Origin of the sequence: Primorskyibacter flagellatus (genome assembly GCF_900176485.1) — a bacterium.
Taxonomy (GTDB): Bacteria; Pseudomonadota; Alphaproteobacteria; order Rhodobacterales; family Rhodobacteraceae; genus Primorskyibacter; species Primorskyibacter flagellatus.
Window position 1 is genome coordinate 22,755 of record NZ_FWYD01000023.1, and the last position, 19,877, is coordinate 42,631.

General features: G+C 59.7%; 14 protein-coding genes and 2 tRNA genes. 11 read left to right on the top strand and 5 right to left on the bottom strand.

Annotated elements, in window-relative coordinates:
- Positions 1-33 precede the first annotated feature (33 nt).
- A complete protein-coding gene (locus tag B8991_RS17990; RefSeq protein ID WP_084354401.1) occupies positions 34-1,125 on the bottom strand; it encodes a UDP-3-O-(3-hydroxymyristoyl)glucosamine N-acyltransferase in 1,092 nt (363 codons plus the stop codon).
- A 30-nt stretch (positions 1,126-1,155) separates the two neighbouring features.
- Positions 1,156-2,775, bottom strand: a complete 1,620-nt coding sequence (locus B8991_RS17995) for a L,D-transpeptidase family protein (RefSeq protein WP_084354403.1) — start codon at positions 2,773-2,775, stop codon at positions 1,156-1,158.
- A 317-nt stretch (positions 2,776-3,092) separates the two neighbouring features.
- Here B8991_RS17995 and B8991_RS18000 point away from each other — a divergent pair, with 317 nt between their 5' ends.
- Positions 3,093-3,662, top strand: a complete 570-nt coding sequence (locus tag B8991_RS18000) for a peptidoglycan L,D-endopeptidase MepK (RefSeq protein ID WP_084354405.1) — start codon at positions 3,093-3,095, stop codon at positions 3,660-3,662.
- 215 nt (positions 3,663-3,877) lie between these two features.
- On the opposite strand, the gene B8991_RS18005 is transcribed toward B8991_RS18000, so the two are convergent.
- Positions 3,878-3,954: transfer RNA gene (locus tag B8991_RS18005), tRNA-Asp, on the bottom strand.
- 68 nt (positions 3,955-4,022) lie between these two features.
- A tRNA-Asp gene (locus B8991_RS18010) sits at positions 4,023-4,099 on the bottom strand.
- A gap of 299 nt (positions 4,100-4,398) precedes the next feature.
- Here B8991_RS18010 and B8991_RS18015 point away from each other — a divergent pair.
- The 5 genes from B8991_RS18015 to B8991_RS18035 all read left to right on the top strand — a co-directional run bounded on the left by B8991_RS18015 (position 4,399) and on the right by B8991_RS18035 (position 12,468).
- Positions 4,399-5,238 carry a LytTR family DNA-binding domain-containing protein gene (locus B8991_RS18015; RefSeq protein ID WP_084354407.1) on the top strand — a complete coding sequence of 280 codons (840 nt, stop codon included), beginning with the start codon at positions 4,399-4,401 and terminating at the stop codon, positions 5,236-5,238.
- 232 nt (positions 5,239-5,470) lie between these two features.
- On the top strand, positions 5,471-6,496 hold the full coding sequence (locus B8991_RS18020) for an efflux RND transporter periplasmic adaptor subunit (RefSeq protein ID WP_084354409.1): 1,026 nt from the start codon (positions 5,471-5,473) through the stop codon (positions 6,494-6,496).
- A 4-nt stretch (positions 6,497-6,500) separates the two neighbouring features.
- A complete protein-coding gene (locus tag B8991_RS18025) occupies positions 6,501-9,554 on the top strand; it encodes an efflux RND transporter permease subunit (RefSeq protein ID WP_084354411.1) in 3,054 nt (1,017 codons plus the stop codon).
- Between the two features lie 146 nt (positions 9,555-9,700).
- Positions 9,701-10,957, top strand: coding sequence for a malonyl-CoA decarboxylase (locus B8991_RS18030; protein ID WP_084354413.1), 1,257 nt, complete (start codon positions 9,701-9,703; stop codon positions 10,955-10,957).
- Positions 10,954-12,468: a malonate--CoA ligase gene (locus B8991_RS18035; protein ID WP_084354415.1), complete on the top strand. Its 1,515-nt coding sequence runs from the start codon at positions 10,954-10,956 to the stop codon at positions 12,466-12,468. Before B8991_RS18030 ends, B8991_RS18035 begins: the two co-directional genes overlap by 4 nt.
- Before the next feature lie 66 nt (positions 12,469-12,534).
- Here B8991_RS18035 and B8991_RS18040 read toward each other — a convergent pair whose 3' ends face one another.
- Positions 12,535-13,548: a LacI family DNA-binding transcriptional regulator gene (locus tag B8991_RS18040; protein WP_084354417.1), complete on the bottom strand. Its 1,014-nt coding sequence runs from the start codon at positions 13,546-13,548 to the stop codon at positions 12,535-12,537.
- Between the two features lie 137 nt (positions 13,549-13,685).
- Between B8991_RS18040 and iolG the strand changes: the two genes are divergently transcribed.
- The 5 genes from iolG (at position 13,686) to B8991_RS18065 (ending at position 19,874) form a co-directional block, all read left to right on the top strand.
- Positions 13,686-14,684 (top strand): inositol 2-dehydrogenase, encoded by a 999-nt coding sequence (gene iolG / locus B8991_RS18045; RefSeq protein ID WP_084354419.1) that lies wholly within the window; start codon positions 13,686-13,688, stop codon positions 14,682-14,684.
- Between the two features lie 161 nt (positions 14,685-14,845).
- Entirely contained in the window at positions 14,846-15,766 is a 921-nt protein-coding gene (locus B8991_RS18050; RefSeq protein ID WP_084354421.1) for a sugar ABC transporter substrate-binding protein, read from the top strand.
- Positions 15,767-15,837: 71 nt separating this feature from the next.
- Positions 15,838-16,944, top strand: a complete 1,107-nt coding sequence (locus B8991_RS18055; RefSeq protein ID WP_084354423.1) for an ABC transporter permease — start codon at positions 15,838-15,840, stop codon at positions 16,942-16,944.
- Between the two features lies 1 nt (position 16,945).
- A complete protein-coding gene (locus B8991_RS18060; protein ID WP_084354425.1) occupies positions 16,946-17,764 on the top strand; it encodes an ATP-binding cassette domain-containing protein in 819 nt (272 codons plus the stop codon).
- 208 nt (positions 17,765-17,972) lie between these two features.
- Positions 17,973-19,874: a bifunctional 5-dehydro-2-deoxygluconokinase/5-dehydro-2-deoxyphosphogluconate aldolase gene (locus B8991_RS18065; protein WP_084354427.1), complete on the top strand. Its 1,902-nt coding sequence runs from the start codon at positions 17,973-17,975 to the stop codon at positions 19,872-19,874.
- The last annotated feature ends 3 nt before the right edge of the window (positions 19,875-19,877 follow it).

Below are 19,877 nucleotides of genomic sequence, written 5' to 3' on the forward strand. Positions count from 1 at the left end.
CACCGCTCCTGTTGTCACGTTCTGAGCGAGGCTTTAGCCGTTCTGCTCGTGCTTTGAAACCGATTTCTGCAAAGCAGCGACGTCACGAAACAGCCGTGGCAACCGGCGCATGGCCTTGTAGATTTCGATATGTTTCTGCATCTGCACCGCCGGATAACCCAGCATCACACGCCCCCCCGGCACATTGGCCAGCACCTTGGTGCCGCCACCCGTGATCACATGGTCCCCGATGAAAAGATTATCACCAACGCCCGTTTGTCCGCCCAGCACGACGTGATTGCCCAGTCGAGTGGACCCGGCCACACCTACCTGTGCGCACAACAAGCAATGGTCGCCGATCACAACATTATGGCCAATCTGCACAAGATTATCGAGTTTTGTGCCATTCCCCAAACAGGTGTCCCGCACGGTGCCACGATCAATGCAGGAATTGGCACCGACTTCGCAATCGTCACCGATGTTGACCGCACCAAGCGAATGGATCCGCGCCCAAGGTTGCGCAGCGATCTCGCCCTGATCGCCCAGGGTGCCACGCGCGCGCTCCACAGCCGATTGTTCGGGCGTTACGAATGAAAACCCGTCGCCGCCAATTATCGCGCCTGATTGGCAGATGAACCGCGCCCCGATGATGACACGCGCCCCGATGCGGACCCCGTCGCGCAGCTCCGCCCGTTCCCCCAGAACAGAGCTGTCGCCAATATGGCATTGTGGGCCGATGACAGATCCCGCGCCGATTTTCACATTCCGCCCGATCACCGTGAACGGCCCCACGGACACATCGGCACCCAGAACAGCAGTTTCGTCTATGCATGCTGTGGGATGGATTCCCGGCGCGAAGCCCGGTCCGGGGTCCAACATGCTGGACAGGCCCGAAAGCGCGTGTCGCGGGCGCGCCGCAAGAACGGCCCCCTGAAGCCCCATTGCTTGCCAGTCCGCATCTTCCCACAGCATCGCGGCACGCGCTTGCCCTTTGCCAATATCCGCTGCAAAATCCGGTTTCATCGCAAGCGCCAGATCTTCGGGGCGCGCGTCGGCAGGTTCTGCAACAGCCGTTATCCGGATGCTCGCATCACCTGCAACCTTCAGACCAAGCGCACCTGCTATCTCACCGATGGTGTGGCTCATCGCATCCTCCGGACCATTGCGCGGAGTGGTTTATCCCTGAACCGCCCGCAGGGCCACCCCTGCATTGCGCAGCGCCCCCCAAATCCGCGCATCACGGCCATAGACGTCACGACGATACTCCAACCCGCCCTTCGCCTTGGTGATCGCCGTCCGGTAGATCAAATGGACCGGCACGGGTTCGTCCAGTGTCACGCGCTGTTCCTTGCCGCCGTTCAGTCGGGAATGGAAAAGCCCCTGCGGATCCGAAGTCTGCTTGGCCAGCAACGCATAGGCAAATTCAAAGGGCTGTTGCAGGCGTATACACCCATGGCTGAACGCACGCGATTCGCGATCAAACAGGCTTTTTGAAGGGGTGTCGTGCAAATAGATGTTGTATTTGTTCGGGAACATGAACTTCACCAGACCCAATGCGTTGGTGGAACTCGGCGGCTGGCGCATCGAGAACGGAAAATTCCGGGCGTTGTAGGCCGAGAAATTCACCGAACCACGGTTGATCTGTCGGCCATTCCGATCGGTGATAATCAGATGGCTGACCGCATTGCGGTTGGATTTCAGCTTTGGCAAATATTCCTTGGTCACGATCGAGCGCGGGACGTACCAGCTTGGATTGATGACCATGAACTCCATCACGTCGGAAAATTCGGGGCTGCGCCGGTCGCCCTGATCGGCACCAATCACCGAACGCGTTTCAAAGGTCAGTTTGTCGTCATCGTAGATCTTGGCGGAAAAATCGGTGAGGTTCACCTTGATATGCCGTTCACCCAGGCCTTCGGGTAGGTTTATCCAGCGCTCACGTTCCATCGCCACAATGACAGAGGCCAGCCGGTCCTCGACATCGCGATTTATCTCCGCCATTGTGACGGCCCCGGCCACACCATCGGCCGACAACCCGTTATCCTGCTGAAATGATTGCACGGCCGCCTGCATCTGCGCATCAAAACCGGCCTGAGCCGTCCGGCCAAGATATCCCATCAGTATCAACCTATTGCGCAATGCAACCACCGCATTGCCCGTTTGACCGGGCTTCAAACTGTCGGCGTTCACTTTTGGCCCCCATCCGCCCTGCGCGAGCCGCATTTCAAGCACACGTTTTTCTTTCATCAGGCGCGCATATTCGGGCGATTGCGGCGGCAAGGCTTTGAAGAACGCGGCGGGGCTGCTTGTTGTAAGGGCGGCAAGATAAGAAGTTCCATTGCGCAGCGGAACAGTGCGCTTGATCTCGCTGTCAATGCGCGAAGGGGTTAGAATCCCGGTCTGTATATCACGGGCGAATTGCAAAAAGACCTTACTGAGTTCGACCTCGACGTGACCGCGGGCACGCGGATCGGTCGCCCCCTGCATCTTGGTCTTCAGCATCGTCGCGTCATAACGGCCCGCAGGTAGCCCGTGGGCGTTCGCCGTCACGACAGCATCCAGCAATGCCTGTCGCCGCGCCTTGTCGTCAGAGGAGCTTCCGGTCCAGATCGGATCGAAATCGTTGGCCCGATAAAAAGCAGCGATATCAGTGTCCTGCGCAGCAGCTTCGGCCACTGCCTGTTTGAACGCCGTTACCTGCGCCGTCGCGGCAAAAGGCCATGTCAATGCAAGTATGGTGGCGACCGAGATGACCCGCAGGTGCAGTTTGAGATTGACCGAAAAACGTTGGCTCATACGAACCCCCTTACAACAACTGATATCCCCATCTAAACGCATCTCGTCCAAAACTGCCCACAAGTCTATTCACAAACGGTAAACTTCTTCCAAACAGACCTTCGTGGTGCAGCCCCGCACCTGTTTGCGGACACATTAGCCACATCTTTACCAATTTCAGCGAAAAATTGCTCAAATCTCTTGATCCTCTGCCGGACACCGAAAACGGCCTTGGTCGTCGAATCGGAATATGCAATAAGTCAGGCGGGGATGTCACATCACGGCCGTGCAACGACACGGGCATCACGAAACCGAGCGACGGGACAGGCGCTAATAACATGACTGACATACGCACTCGCGGAGTATCGCGGCGGCACCTTCTTGGTGCATTCGCTGCAACCATGGTCACGGCGACACCAACCTTCAGCAACGCAGCCGGCTTTTTGCGCGGTGCCGGCGACATTCGCCGGATACGCATGTATTCCGGGCGAACTGGCGAACGGCTTGATATGATCTATTGGATCGAAGGTGACTATATTGCCGATGCCGTGAAAGAAGTTCACCACTTCATGCGCGACTGGCGCACGAACGACGTCAAGCAAATCGATTTGCGCACCATCGACATCATGGCAGCTGCGCATAATCTTATGGATGTCAGCGAACCTTACATGCTGTTGTCCGGTTATCGCAGCCCTAAAACCAATGCGATGCTGCGCGCGCGCTCGTCGGGTGTCGCGAAAAACTCGCTGCACCTCAAGGGACAGGCTGCGGATCTGCGACTTGGATCGCGTTCGGTCAGCCAAGTGGCGCGGGCTGCGGCGGCCTGTCATGCAGGCGGCGTGGGGCGTTATTCGAAATCCGATTTCGTGCACATGGACTGTGGTCCTGTGCGCAGCTGGGGACGTTAAGCGACCCAAACGATCAGAAGGACCGAGCGTCCCCTCCTGTTCTGCTAGGCACCCTTCAGGGTGCCTTTTTTCGTCGAGACCTCCCGCAGCGGGAGAAAACATCGGCTTGCAGCCAATTTCTCGAAATATCCTGCCTGTACCCATCATGGAAACCCAACCCACGACGAGCGATCAAGTTCCCGGAATATTTTGAATTTTGACATGTTATTCAGTAGTGGCGCGGTTGACGGGGCTCGAACCCGCGACCCCCGGCGTGACAGGCCGGTACTCTAACCATCTGAGCTACAACCGCGCATCTGTATCGGATCCCGAACAGAACGTTCGGCTGTGATCCTGACCCTGGTTCAAAATTGGCAGCGGTGGCGCGGTTGACGGGACTCGAACCCGCGACCCCCGGCGTGACAGGCCGGTACTCTAACCATCTGAGCTACAACCGCCCGCTGCACACCCGAACCTTGGGCGTGAGCGGTCTTCTATGGCGCTGTCTGCCGACCGTCAAGCAGTTTCCGCAGGCTGCACAGCGCATTTTTTCCACTTCGCGGAAATGCGCCTTGCCGATGTCTTAATCCGACGCTTGCGCGAATAAAGCCAAGGCGCAGGCTTGGGTAAATCAAAGTGACGCTAAATAGCGACAGTCCCCTGAAAACACAGGCCGTCAAGCATGGGAACCGTTCGCGCACAACCGACAGAGACGATAGACTCAATTCGTATCGCCTCGATGGCTTGGATTTGACCCGTGACAAGAAAAATAGGCAATTTCGAACCGGATATACGTCTCGTCGACATTCTTGGCAGATCTCTCGACGTTCGGCTGGAAGATGTACCTGATTATTTATTGCATCGTAAAACCTTGCTGTTTTACGCGCTGAGCATCGTCGTGTTGCTGGCAGCCGACCCGTCCAACATCAGCGTCCATTATGCTTTTCCGGTCACTGCCGGGTATTGGGTCGCGGGCTTCGTTGTCTATCTTGCGCTCTATACTCCGGCACTATTGGTTGTTGCACCGCTGCAAACCAGATTTCCGCGTCTTCTTGTGCCGCTGCCGCTGCTCAGCATTCTGGTGCTGATACCGGCACTTTCTCTGACCACGGCGCTTGCCGATTCATTCTCCGGGACAGATCTTCGCATCTTCGCTCCGAAGAGATTCCTGCCACTATTTCTGACCGTTCAAGTGCTGGAGACGGTGTTCTCCCGCTATGTCCTGCCTGAGGTCATAAGAAAAACGCGTTCGGTGAAGACCCGTGCGTTGGAGGCACAGCCGCGCCACATCGCGGTTGGGCACCATCGCCTTCCGATAGATCGCCTCTATCACGTTTGCGCACAGGAACATTTTATCCACATCCAACTGCAAGACACCCATATCCGGCACCGTGCCCGTCTGAGTGATCTGATTGCCCAGACCGCTCCAGAGGATGGTATTCAGCCGCATCGCTCCTGGTGGGTGTCGCGGAACGCCAAACCACGCCTGGATCGCGAAGGCAGTCGGCATGTCTTGGTGCTGGAGGACAAGACTGTGGTTCCGGTTGCGCGGACGCGCCTTCGCGAAATTGAAGACTGGTTGGATCGCCGGAGGTGACGCTCCTCCCGAGGCACGCTGCCTGACTGCAAGATCATGCGTGGACAGTTCCGTTCAACACGCTTCCCCTTGCGATTGCGCAGCGAGAGTCCGACAATATCCGCGATCAAGTGCGGCTCGACACAACGTCAGTGCGCAACTGTGGCAAAATAACTGAACCGATCAGTTTGCATTTGTCCGACTTTGGCATATTTGTGCAGCGAATCGCGGAACCACACAAAAGGGACACGCCGTGCGCTTTTTTCTTCCATTTCTCGGAGTCCTCGCTCTGGCCGCCTCTTCGCTTGCCGCACAAGAGGTGGTGAAACCCGTAAAACTGATAGAGCTACGTTCTGGCCCTGTCGTCCTGCAACGTCAGTTCTTCGGACAGGTGCAGGCACGCCAGACCGTCGACCTAGCGTTTCAGGTGGGTGGACAGATCGTGGACTTGAACGCCGATGAAGGCAGCAAAAAGGCCAGCGGCGCCCTGATTGCCCGGCTTGATCTGGACGGATACGAACGTGCCCTTGCGCAGGCCCAAGCGAATTACGACAAAGCCCAGCGAGATGCGGATCGCCTGAAATCGCTGCGTGGTCAGGCCGTATCAGAAGTGCAGGTCCGCGACGCTGAAACCCAGCTTCAGCTGGCCGACATTGCACTTGCGGGCGCGCAGGACAACCTGGAACATGCCACGCTGCACGCCCCCTTCGATGCCTTGGTGGCGCGGCGGCTGGTGGCAAATTACACCACTGTGGCAGCCGGTACGCCGGTTGTGCGCCTGCATGACGTTTCGGAAATCCGCGTCGACATCGAAGTGCCGGAGGTCCTGTTCCGGCAGGCCGGTGCTGGTGGCGGTGTCACATTTGCGGCAGAACTGCCCGGCGACACCACACGCTTTGCGCTCGCCATGCGCGAATTCGAAGCAGAGACGTCCTCGGTCGGCCAGACCTACACGATCACCCTCGCCTTCACCGAAAACCCCGGAAACTACGTTCTTCCCGGCGCGTCGGTGACGGTCTATGCCTCGGCCGAAGGCACCCAACCCGACGGCATCATCCTGCCAGAAACAGCGCTGATCTATGACCCGGCGGGTGCCCCGTCTGTCATGGTCTTCGAGGATGGCAAGGTCCGCAGCGTCCCGGTTGAGGTGGAGTTGCAGGAAGACGGCCAGTTGCACATGATCGACGGCCCCGAAGGCGGCACGCAGATCGTGCTGACCGGCGCTTCACAGCTCACGGATGGTCAATCCGTTCGCCCCTTCACCCGCGTCGGAGAATAAGCCCATGTCCATCGCGCGCGCGTCCATCGACAAGGCGCTGATCACCTGGATTCTGATGCTGGCATGTTTGCTGGGTGGGATCTGGGGCTTCGCCACCATCGGCCGCCTCGAAGATCCGGCCTTTACGATCAAGAACGCCATCATCTTCACACAATACCCCGGTGCGACCGCTGAACAGGTGGCGCGCGAGGTCACGGAACCCATCGAATCCGAGATCCAGAAGATGGGTGAGATCGACTTTATCACCTCGTCCAACAAACCTGGCGTCAGCCGCATCTCGGTCAATATCGAATCGACCTATGATGGCACCGAATTGCCGGCGATCTGGACCAAACTGCGCAACCGCGTGGCGGACTCGCAACGCAGCCTGCCGCCTGAGGCTGGCACACCCATCGTCAACGACAATTTCGGCGACGTATACGGTGTATTCTATGCGGTGACAGCTCCCGGATTTTCCGATGCAGAGCGTCACGAAATCGCGGACTACCTGCGGCGCGAGCTTTTGGCGGTGGACGGCGTGGCGGATGTCGCCGTGGCGGGCCTGCCGGAAGAAGCTGTCTATGTCGATGCCAGCACCTCGATCATCACCAATCTGGGGATCGCACCCAACGCCATCGCGGGTGCGCTGTCGAACACGGACACGCGCACAGAAGCAGGCAGCGTCACCCAAGGTGGGCAGCAGATCCGCATTCAGGCCCCCGAGGGCACGGAAACCGTCGAGGAAATCGCCAACCTGACCATCGGTGTCGGCGGCGAGGTCATCGACATGCTGGATCTTGCGACGGTTTCGCGCAGCCGGGTGACAGAGCCCACCGAGATCATCAGATTTCAGGGCCAGGAGGCCTTTACCCTGGGTGTCGCGGGCAAGGCCGCCTTGAACATCGTCGATGTTGGCAAACGGGTGGATGTGCGTCTGGCCGAAATCATGCGCGACGTGCCGGCAGGGGTCGAACTGCACCCGGTCTACCAGCAACATGTGGTGGTGGATGAAGCGTCGAACGCCTTTTTGCTGAATCTGGCGATGTCGGTGGGCATCGTCGTCCTGGTGCTGGCGCTGTTCATGGGGTGGCGCGCGGCTGTGGTTGTGGGCGCAACACTGCTTCTGACCGTTGTCGGCACGATCTTTCTGATGGCGATTTTCGGCATCGAGATGGAACGGATCTCGCTTGGTGCGCTGATCATCGCGATGGGCATGCTGGTGGACAACGCCATTGTTGTGGCCGAAGGCATGCAAGGCGACATGGCGCAAGGCAAGACCGCGCGCGATGCCGCGGAGGATGTCGCCGCCAAGACGCAAACCCCGCTTCTGGGTGCCACGGTGATCGGCATCATGGCCTTTGCAGGGATCGGCCTGTCACCGGACGCGACGGGCGAATTCCTGTTCTCGCTCTTTGCGGTGATCGGGATTTCGCTTCTGCTGTCCTGGATTCTGGCGATCACCGCAACGCCGCTTCTGGCGCATTATTTCTTCAAGACCGGCACCGGCGACGCTGGCGACCAATATGGCGGGCCGCTGTTCCGGACCTACCGCGCAGTGCTGTCCGCGGCGCTGCGCTTGCGCTACCTTGTCATCCTTGCGCTGATCGGCATCACGGTGGTCTGCTATATCGGGTTCGGGCAGGTCAAACAGCAGTTTTTTCCGGACAGCAACACGCCGCTCTTCTATGTGCATTACAAACTGCCGCAGGGTGCCAGCATTCACCGTGTGTCCGACGATATGGCGCAGCTTGAGGATTGGCTGGCGGACCGCGACGAGGTTGTCTCTGTCTCGACCTTCATCGGCGGCGGGGCTACCCGCTTCATGCTGACCTACGCACCAGAGGAAGCCCTTCCGACCTATGGCCACCTGATCATTCGCACCGATACGCTGGAACAGATCCCGGACTTGCGCGAAGATCTCGAAGCCTTCGGTCGCAGCACCTTGACCTCCGGGGAATTCCGGACCGAGCGGCTGGCATTCGGGCCGGGCGGCGGCTCGCCCATCGCGGCACGATTCTCCGGCCCCGATCCGGTCGTGCTGCGCCGTCTGGCACAAGAGGCAACCGCCGTGCTGACCGAAACCTCCGATCAGTTGCAGGATCTGCGCACCGATTGGCGGGAACGTGAATTGGTGATCGTACCGCGATTCGCTGACGAACGGGCAAAAGCCGCCGGCGTCAGCCGTGAGGATGTCGCGCAATCGCTGCAACTGGGGTCCGAAGGCATTCGTGTCGGCGTCTACCGCGAACGTGACCGGTTGATCCCGATCGTTCTGCGCACTGACAGCGCCGCGTCTGAAGGCAGCGCGCATTTGTCGGATCTGCCGGTCTATTCGGCGGCAGCCAAATCCTACATCCCGGTATCACAGATCACCAACGGCTTCGCCTGGGAGGCGCAGAATACACTTCTGATGCGTCGTGACCGGGTGGAGACGATCACCGTTCAGGCCGGCGTTCCGGCGGGCGTGAATGCCGCGACGGTCTTCACCCAGATCCGCAGTGCGGTCGAAGGGATTGAATTGCCCGAAGGCTACAAGATGGAATGGGGTGGCGAGTATGAAAACTCGACCGAAGCGCAGGCATCGCTGGGCAAGCAATTGCCGCTGTCGTTGATCACCATGGTGCTGATCTCTGTCCTGCTGTTCGGGAAGATCCGTCAGCCGGTTATCATCTGGCTGCTTGTCCCGATGAGCGTGAACGGCGTGGCGCTGGGTCTGTTGGGCACCGGTCTGCCCTTCTCGTTCACCGCGTTGCTGGGTCTGCTCAGCCTCTCGGGGATGCTGATCAAGAACGGCATCGTTCTGGTCGAGGAGATTGATCTGGTCCGTGCCGAAGGCGTCGGCTTCCGCAAGGCGATCCTGGACGCCTCCACCTCGCGTCTGCGCCCCGTCGTTCTGGCGGCGGCAACGACGATCCTGGGGATGATCCCGCTTCTGTCCGACGCGTTCTTTGCCTCTATGGCGGTGACCATCATGGGCGGGCTGGGATTCGCCTCTGTCCTGACCCTGATCGCGGCACCGGTCTTCTATTACAGCTTCTTTCCGAAAGAACGTCGGGCAGATGCGAAGGCCAACGCCTGAAAGCAAACACCTCGACCCAAAGCGCTCATCCGCTTTGGGTCGTGACAGCTTTCCCAACTCGCAAGCCACCTTGCGGCGATTGCCCTGTTGTGCCTGTTTGCGGAACGGGCAATCCTGTGGCCTGAAGTCGTGATGGGAGCCACATTGTGAGCATCTTTGCCGATCTGTTAAGCAACATATTCGACCGTCGCTACCGCTTTGGTCTCGCGCGGGAGGACGACCGCACCTTGTCAGAGCTGACGGACGATCTTGTCAGCGCCTCGGGCGATGTCACCGGGCAGGCCGTCGCGCGCCAGATCCTTGACCGTTATGCCAAATGGGACGACGCCGAAAAGCTGGATTTCTTCCGCCATATGGCACTTGGGATGGATCTGGACCCCCAAGCGGTGCGCGTGGCACTGGATGCCTATGAGGCATCGCCGGGCAAGACCAGCTATCGCGTCTTCATGGCCGCTGCCGAGCCGCCCCGGCAAGAACTTGTCCGCCGCCTGAATCAAGTCCCCGGAGCCACACATCTTTTGGTGTCGATGCGGTCCGATCTTCTGCGGCTGGGACGGGAGGACAACGCGCTGATGGCACTGGATCTCGACCTTCGTCACCTTTTTGCCTCGTGGTTCAATCGCGGCTTTCTGGTGTTGCGGCCGATCAGCTGGGAGAGCCCTGCGCATATTCTGGAAAAGATCATCGCCTATGAGGCCGTGCATGCCATCGACAGTTGGAATGAACTGCGCCGCCGTCTGCAACCTGCCGACAGACGATGCTTTGCCTTCTTTCACCCGTCCATGCCGGATGATCCGCTGATATTTGTCGAGGTCGCGCTGACCAAGGGCGTGCCCGGCTCTATCCAGACGCTTTTGGCCGAAGGCCGCAGCGCGCTTGCGCCTGAACAGGCCGACACGGCGGTGTTCTATTCGATCTCCAACTGCCAGTCCGGGCTGGCCGGAATCAGTTTCGGCAATTCACTGATCAAACAGGTGGCTGCGGATCTGTCCGCGCAGCTGCCGGGACTGAAAACCTTTGTCACGCTGTCACCGATCCCCGGTTTTGTCCGCTGGCTGGGCGATCAGGATCTGCCTGACAGCACTCGGGACGACACAACCCTGCGCCAATTGGCGGCCTACTATCTGACCCGCGCCAAACGCGACAACGGCAAGCCGCTGGACCCGGTGGCACGGTTTCATCTTGGCAACGGCGCGGTGGTACATGCGCTGCATGCCGGGGCGGACACCTCGCCCAAGGGGCGCGCCCAATCTGAGGGCGTCATGGTCAACTACCTTTACGATCTGGCCCGCGTGTCGCAAAACCACGAGAAATTTGCGTCTGACGGCGTCATTGCCACCTCGCCGGATCTGCGAAGCCTGGCCCAGGCCGGTGAGGCGAGATTGAAGGAAACCGCACCATGAACCCGCTTTATGATCGTCTTTTCGGGGCTCACGAAGGCAAGTCCACGCCGTTCTTGCTGCTGCCCTCCGGCAAGGTCCTGCACCACGGTGATTTCCTGAAAATGGCGGCGCAATTCGCGCATGTTTTGACACGCGCAGGTTTGCAGCCCGGTGACAGGCTGGCCGCGCAAGTCGAAAAATCGCCACAGGGACTGGCGCTTTATGCGGCCTGTGTGCAGGCAGGCGTTGTCTTTTTGCCTCTGAACACCGCCTACACCCACGACGAACTGGAATATTTCGTCGAAAACTCCGGCGCAAAGCTGATGGTATGCGACGGTGCCACCGAAGAAGATCTGCGCCCGATGGCCGAAAGCTTGGGCGCGCAGTTGATGACGTTGAATGGCGATGGAACGGGCAGCCTGCCGGACGCCGCGCAAACGCAGCCTGTGACCTTCCAGACCGCAGAACGCACAGAGAATGATCTGGCCGCTTTACTGTACACGTCCGGCACCACCGGGCGATCAAAAGGGGCGATGCTGACTCAGGCCAACCTTCTGTCCAACGCGGAAACGCTGGTGGAGTATTGGCGCTTCACGGCACAGGACGTCCTGATACACGCGCTGCCGATCTTCCACACGCACGGGCTGTTCGTGGCGACCAATGTGACGCTGCTGGCAGGCGGGGCGATGATCTTTCTGCCGAAATTCGATCCCGACACCATTATTGCACGCCTGCCCGAAGCGACGACGATGATGGGGGTGCCAACCTTCTACACCCGGCTGCTGGAGGATACGCGCTTTGACCGTGATCTTGCCCGGCATATGCGGCTGTTCATATCCGGCTCTGCGCCGCTGCTGGCCGAAACGCATATCCGGTTCGAAGACCGCACCGGCCACCGCATTCTGGAACGCTACGGGATGACGGAAACGAACATGAGTACCTCTAACCCCTATGAGGGCGACCGCCGGGCGGGCACTGTCGGCGTCCCCCTGCCCGGCGTCGAATTGAAGGTCACCGATCCCGACACGGACGAGGAACTGCCGCGCGGTGAGGTCGGACAGATCGAGGTGCGCGGTCCCAACGTCTTCAAGGGCTACTGGCAGATGCCCGAAAAGACCGCCGCTGAATTGCGCGCGGACGGTTTTTTCATCACCGGCGATCTGGGCGTGCAGGATGAAGATGGCTACGTCACCATTGTCGGCCGAAACAAGGACCTGATCATTTCCGGCGGCTACAACATCTACCCCAAAGAAATTGAGCTTGTGTTGGACGGTCAACCCGGCGTTCTTGAAAGCGCAGTGATCGGCGTTCCGCACAAGGATTTCGGCGAGACCGCAGTTGCGGCAATCGTGCCCGAGAAAGACCAGACACCAGCCACCGAGCAGCTTCTATCGGCCTGCGTCGAGCAACTGGCCCGCTTCAAACACCCACGCAAGATCATCACCGTGGATGCCCTGCCCCGCAACACGATGGGCAAGGTCCAGAAAAACCTGCTGCGCGAGGCCTACAAGGGTCTTTTCGTCACGGATTGAAAAACTGGCGTTTTCCTGTCGCCAACATTCGTCGCGGTCGAGAAACGGGTCGGGAGTTTGCACATGTCAGGCACTGTCACGAATGATCAATTGTCCCGAAAACCGGCAAAGATCCGTTGTGTCGGATTCACCTTTCAAAACCTGCACCAACCCTTCGGCCATCGCGGAAATCGGTTGCCGATAGGTGGTCAGCAAATAATGCGGGCTGGCCGCTTGGGGTACATCGTCAAAGCCGGTCACGGCAATGTCCTGGGGTACTTTCAGGCCCAGCTCATAGCGGATCGCGTCGACGGCCCCCATCGCCAGCGCATCGTTTTCGCAAACGACGACGTCAGGCCTGGCGTCTGTCGTGCTGTTTCGCATGCGATCCGCGACAGATTGGTAGGCCAGCGCCGGATCGTAACTGCCGACGGAAATGAAATCCGGCCTGTCCCCATTGGCCTCATGCCACAGTCTGACAAATGTTTCCTTCCGCATCAGGTGGGCGGATTGAGTCTGCGGACCGGCCAGAAACAATGGCCGCCGATAACCCTTGCGGATGACGTGGCCAGTGATCTCTGTCATCGCTGACCGGTCATCACAGCAGATCGAAATCGTGTTGGGGTTTTCAGAGCTGCGCGCAAACACGATCAGCTTTTTGACACGGCGCGCGCCAAGCGCCGCAGCCAGTTCCTGATCGTTGAAGTTCACACCGATCAGCACGGCCGCGTCCACTCTGCGCTGGCTGGCATTCATCAAAGCCGCAGAGGCATCGTTTTCGTCCAGAGTGTTCACCAGCAACGTATCCCAACCATTCTTGCGCAGGATGCGAGTCAGCCGCTCCATCATCACCAGCTTGTGCGGGTTGGCGAAATCATCGACCAGAAGTGCAACAAGGTTGCTTTTGTCCGACGCGAGGCTCGCCGCCAACAGATCCGGCGCATAGCCAAGCTCTGTCGCGGCTTCGAGAACCTTCTTTCGGGACTTGGCAGAGATCGAGGCGTCTTTCTTGAACGCCCTGCTTACAGTCCAACGGGACACGCCTGCCAGTTCCGCGACATCGTCGGCAGTGATGCTGTCTTGTGCGACATTTGATGGCATGTTCCGCGCCTCCTTATTGTCAGGCTAGCTGATTAACCACCCAGCCTCCAGAACATTTGCACCCGCGTGCAGTTTTTTGTTGCACGCGTGTGCAAAAATTGCCACCATGGCCCGCAACAACAGGATTCGGGGGAAACATGCTGAATATTGGGCTTCTGGGCGCGGGCCGCATCGGCAACGTACACGCACGGGCCATTTCGGCACATTCGGGTAGCCGCTTGGTGGCCGTGTCTGATGCGACTGCGGAAAACGCGAACAAGCTGGCAGCGGAATTCGGCGCAAAGGCGCAAAGCTCGGATGAAATCATTGCCGATCCCACAATCGACGCGGTCCTGATTGCCACCTCCACGGACACCCATTCGGATCTGATGGAAGCAGCCACCGCCGCCGGAAAGGCCGTGCTTTGCGAAAAGCCCGTTGATCTAAGTCTGGAACGTGCGCAAGCCTGCCAACGGGCCGTTGCAAAGACCGGCATGCCGGTGATGATCGGCTTCAACCGCCGGTTCGATCCCAGTTTCGGGGCGCTCAAGGCAGCCTTGGATGCGGGCGAGATCGGCAAGGCCGAGCTTTTGTCGATCACCTCATTCGATCCCGCACCGCCGCCAGTCAGCTATATCAAAGTGTCGGGCGGGTTGTTCCGGGACATGATGATCCACGATTTCGACATGGCAAATTTCATAATGGGCGACGCACCGGTTTCGATCAGCGCGGTGGGCAGTTCGGTCGTCGATGCGGCGATCGGCGCGGCTGGGGATGTCGATACAGCCGTGGTCACGCTGAGCTACGCCGATGGCCGGATCGCCGTTATCAAGAACTCGCGCCGCGCCGTTTACGGCTACGATCAACGGGTGGAATTACTGGGGTCCGAAGGCTTGCTACAGGCGCAGAATATGCTGGAAAACACGGTGGTTAAATCGACAAGTTCAGGCGTTACCGGAGCAAAGCCCACCTACTTTTTCCTGGAGCGCTACATGCCCGCCTACATTGCCGAATGGTCGGCATTTGTCGAGGCGGTCACGACCCGATCCCCCATGCCTGTCACGTTGGATGACGGCGTCACCGCACTGGCGATGGCAGAGGCCGCCACGCGTTCCGCCAGAACCGGCGCGCCGGTCAACCTGTCAGAATATTGTTGAAACCGGTTGCAATGTGGCCGAAGTTCGGGATCAGAAGGAGGTAGATCAGCGTTTCAAGCCAAACATAATCCGGCAAAAGCCGGATAAGCCGGGGACTGCTTGCGGGCTTCGGCTTGGGGTCGGGATGGCCCGCATTACCATAACTCATTGGGAGGAAGACAATGAACACTCTATTGAAAGGCGCACTGGCAGCCAGCGCGATTGCACTGACAACACCGGCATTCGCTCAGGACATCGTTGTGGTGTCACACGGTCAGGCAAATGACGCGTTCTGGAATGTCGTCAAAAACGGCGTCGAGCAGGCCGGCAAGGATACCGGCATCAACGTCGATTACCGCGCACCGGAAACCTTTGACATGGTGGCCATGTCCCAGCTGATCGACGCGGCGGTAAATCAGGAACCTGACGGGCTGATCGTCTCGATCCCCGACGCGGACGCGCTGGGGCCATCGATCGAACGTGCGGTTGCGGCAGGTATTCCGGTGATCTCGATCAACTCGGGTTCTGACGTCTCCAAAGGACTTGGTGCCCTGCTGCATGTCGGTCAGGATGAATTCGACGCAGGCAAGGCCGCGGGCGAGAAGCTGGCCGAGATGGGCGGCACAAATGGCATTTGCGTGAACCACGAGGTCGGCAACGTCTCGCTTGACCAACGCTGCGACGGGTTCGCCGAAGGTTTTGGCGGTAATGTCACCGTTCTGCCCACCTCCAACGACCCGACTGAAATCGAGTCGAAAGTCAGCGCCGCGCTGGCGTCGGATGAAAGCGTCGACACCGTGATGGCACTGGGTGCCGGCACTGCGGGCGAGCCATCGGTTGCCGCGGCCAAAGCATCGGGCCGCGACGTCAACGTGGCTTCGTTCGATCTCTCAGCCAACTTCCTGCAATCCGTGGTGGATGGCGATGCGGCCTTCGCGGTCGACCAGCAGCAGTTTCTGCAAGGCTATCTGTCGGTCAATTTCATGGCGCTGAATGCCAAATATGGCCTGATGCCGGGCGGCAACGTGCCATCGGGTCCAAACCTGGTCACGTCCGACAAGGCCGCACAGGTCGTAGAACTGTCGGCTCAGGGCATTCGTTGATCCAAAGCTGACTGAGTAGACCAAAGGGTTCGGCATTTCGATGCCGACCCCGTGGAACCCAAGAGGATCACATGGAAAATTCATCTACCCCACCTGTCGATGAAAGGGTGAAATCCCAGCCCTTTTTCGCAAAACTGATGCAACGGCCAGAGCTGGGCGCGATTGCAGGTGTCATTCTGGTTGTCATCTTTTTCTCGATCACGGCGGATGGCTCCATGTTCAGCCTGTCGGGTTTCATGAATTTCATGTCTCCGGCCTCTCAACTGGGTATTCTGGCAATCGGTGCCGCGCTGTTGATGATTGGCGGTGAATTTGACCTGTCCATCGGATCCATGGTCGCTTTTGCGGGCCTGTTCTTTGCCGTCTGCGTGATAAACTGGGGCCTGCCACTGGCCGTCGCGATCCCGCTGACATTTGTCTTCGCGGGCTGTGTGGGCGCGATCAACGGAACCATCGTGATCCGGTCCGGACTGCCATCCTTTATCGTGACGCTGGCGTTTCTGTTCATCCTGCGCGGCCTGTCGCTGGTCGGGCTGAAGGCGGCAACCGGCGGGTCCACCCAGCTGCGCGGCGTGCGTGACGCGACCGAGACCGACTGGCTGACGCCGTTCTTCTCGGGCGATGCCTTTCCCGGCCTTTTCGCCTGGCTGGCCGAAAACGGGTGGGTCGAAACCTTCAAGAACGGTACCCCCAAAGTGCCCGGCATCCCGGTGGAAATCCTGTGGTTCGTGGTGATCACCCTGCTGGCCACCTATGTTCTGCTGCGCACCCCTGCAGGCAACTGGATATTCGCAGCAGGCGGTGACACCAATGCGGCTTCCAATTCCGGCGTTCCCGTCACACGGGTCAAGGTGTCACTGTTCATGCTGACGGCCTGTTGTGCCGCTCTGGTGGCCATCATCACCGTGATCGACGCAGGCTCGACCGATGCCCGCCGCGGGTTTCAGAAAGAGTTTGAAGCCATCATCGCGGCCGTGATCGGGGGCTGCCTGCTGACCGGCGGCTACGGATCTGCCATCGGGGCCTTTTTCGGGGCAATCATCTTTGGCATGGTGGTGATTGGCCTGACCTACACGGATTTCGATCAGGATTGGTTCCAGGTTTTCCTTGGTGGCATGTTGCTGATTGCAGTCCTGTTCAACAACGCGATCCGCAAGCGCGTCACGGGGGAGCGTTGATATGACTGATGACAGCACATTCCATCACGGTGACGCCACGAGTGCAGCGCCCATCGTCGAAATGAAGAATATCGAAAAGCATTTCGGCAATATCATCGCCCTCGCCGGGGTCAGCTTTGATGTCCGCCCCGGTGAATGCCACTGCCTTCTTGGCGATAACGGTGCTGGCAAATCGACCTTCATCAAGACGATGTCGGGCGTTCACAAGCCCACGAAAGGCGAGATCCTGTTCGAAGGCAAACCGATGAGCTTTTCCACCCCGCGCGATGCGATGGAGGCCGGGATCGCCACGGTGTTTCAGGACCTTGCCATGATCCCGCTGATGAGCGTGACCCGGAACTTTTTCATGGGACGCGAACCCACAAAGGGAAAAGGCCTGCTGAAAAGGTTTGATATCGACTATGCCAACGAGGTCACGATGACCGAGATGCGCAAGATGGGCATCAACCTGCGCGGTCCCGATCAGGCCGTGGGAACCCTGTCGGGTGGCGAGCGTCAGACCGTCGCCATCGCCCGAGCGGTGCATTTCGGTGCCAAGGTTCTGATCCTGGACGAGCCGACCTCGGCGCTGGGGGTGCGGCAAACATCGAACGTGCTGGCGACCATCGACAAGGTGCGCAACCAGGGTATCGGCGTGGTCTTCATCAGCCACAACGTGCGCCATGCACTGGCGGTGGGGGATCGGTTTACCGTGCTCAACCGGGGCCAGACACTGGGCACCGCAAAACGTGGCGATATCTCTCCCGAAGAGCTTCAGGATCTGATGGCTGGCGGGCAGGAGATGGCGGCGCTTGAAGGCTCGCTTGGCGGTACGGTCTGACCTACCACTGACAAGGATGAACCATGCGCCCTCCCGCATCCGGGAACTGGCGCACGGCCCGCGAGGGGGCCGTTCTGACAGCCCCTCGCGAAGCGGTTCGCTCCGTTTCAAGACACCGCTCGGCTGATGCGTCTGTATCCGGGTCGGGCAATTGAGTTTCCGCGCTTGGGCGCTTGAATGCGCTTGACCGTTTCGAAAGGCAAAAACTGTGAAAGCACTTGATCTGATCACGATTGGCCGGTCATCGGTGGATCTTTACGGTGGCCAGGTGGGTGGCCGGTTGGAGGATATGCGCTCCTTTGACAAATATATCGGCGGCAGCCCCACGAATATCGCCTGCGGCACGGCGCGGCTGGGGTTGAAATCCGCTGTCATCACCGGCGTGGGCGACGAACATATGGGCCGGTTCATCCGCGAGGAACTGGAACGCGAAGGCGTCGATACAACAGGCGTCAAGACCGATCCGGACCGGCTGACGGCGCTGGTATTGCTCGGCATCCGCAATTCCGACAGCTTTCCGCTGATCTTCTACCGCGAGAATTGCGCCGATATGGGGCTGACGGTCGATGATATTGATCCGGATTTCATCACCTCAGCGCGGGCCGTCGTGGCCACCGGCACCCATCTCAGCCACCCGAAGGTAGAGGCCGCGACGCTGAAGGCGCTCGAAATTGCCCGCGCGAACGACATGCAGACCGCGCTGGACATCGACTACCGCCCCAATCTGTGGGGCGTGGCCGGGCATGGCGACGGCGAAAGCCGCTTTGTCGCCAGCGAAAAGGTCACGGCCAAGTTGCAATCGACGCTGCATCTGTTCGATCTGATCGTCGGCACCGAAGAAGAGTTCCACATCGCAGGCGGCACCACCGATACCGTCGCGGCCCTGCGTGCCGTGCGCGAGGTGTCGGCCGCCACGCTGGTCTGCAAACGCGGCGCTGCCGGTGCCGTGGCCTTTACCGGTGCGATCCCCGACAGCCTTGACGATGGCGAGGCCGGACCGGGCTTCCCGATCGAGGTGTTCAACGTGCTGGGCGCGGGCGACGGGTTCATGTCGGGCCTTCTCAAAGGTTGGCTGGACGGCGAGGATTGGCCCACCGCGCTGAAATACGCCAATGTCTGCGGTGCCTTTGCGGTCAGCCGCCATGGGTGCACCCCCGCCTATCCGTTCTGGGACGAGATGCAGTTTTTCCTGAAACGCGGCGTCCTGCGCCCGGACCTGCGCAACGATGCGGAACTGGAACAGGTCCACTGGTCCACCAACCGTCGGGGGGACTGGTCGACGATGCGGGTCTTTGCTTTCGACCACCGAATGCAGCTTGAGGAGATCGACGGCTACACGAAGGACAAGGGCGGCGCATTCAAGTCGCTGTGCCTTGAGGCGGCGCGCAAAGTCCAGAACGGCAAGCCGGGATACGGCATCCTGTGTGACGACCGGATCGGGCGGGACGCGCTGCACGCGGCCAGCGGCTCCGGGCTTTGGGTCGGACGGCCCACCGAATGGCCCGGATCGCGCCCCCTGACGCTGGAGGCAGAGCTTGGCCCGGATCTGGGCGGGCTTGGCGAATGGCCCCGCGATCAGGTGGTCAAGGTGCTGTGTTTCTGCCACCCCGATGATGATGCGGCCATCTGGGCCGATCAAGAGGCGACAATCCTGCGCCTGTTCCATGCCTGCCGCCGCAATCATCTGGAATTCCTGCTCGAAGTGATCCCTTCGAAAGTGGCACCGATTGACGATGACACGACCGCGACGCTGATCCAGCGCTTCTACGACCTTGGCGTCTATCCCGACTGGTGGAAGCTGGAGCCGCTCAAGACCGAAGCCGCTTGGACAAAGACGGTCGAGGCCATCACCCGCAACGACCCACACACACGCGGCATCGTGGTGCTGGGCCTTGATGCGCCCGAGGAGGCGTTGGCGGCAAGCTTTGAACTGGCCGCGCGGCATGATCTGGTCAAAGGGTTCGCCGTGGGCCGGACGATCTTTGGCTCAGTCGCGCGCAGTTGGATGGCGGGCGAAATGCCGGACAGCGACGCGGTAGAGGAAATGGCCCGGCGCTACGCCCGGCTTTGCGACATCTGGGATGCGGCGCGCATCGCAGCAAGAGGATGAGAG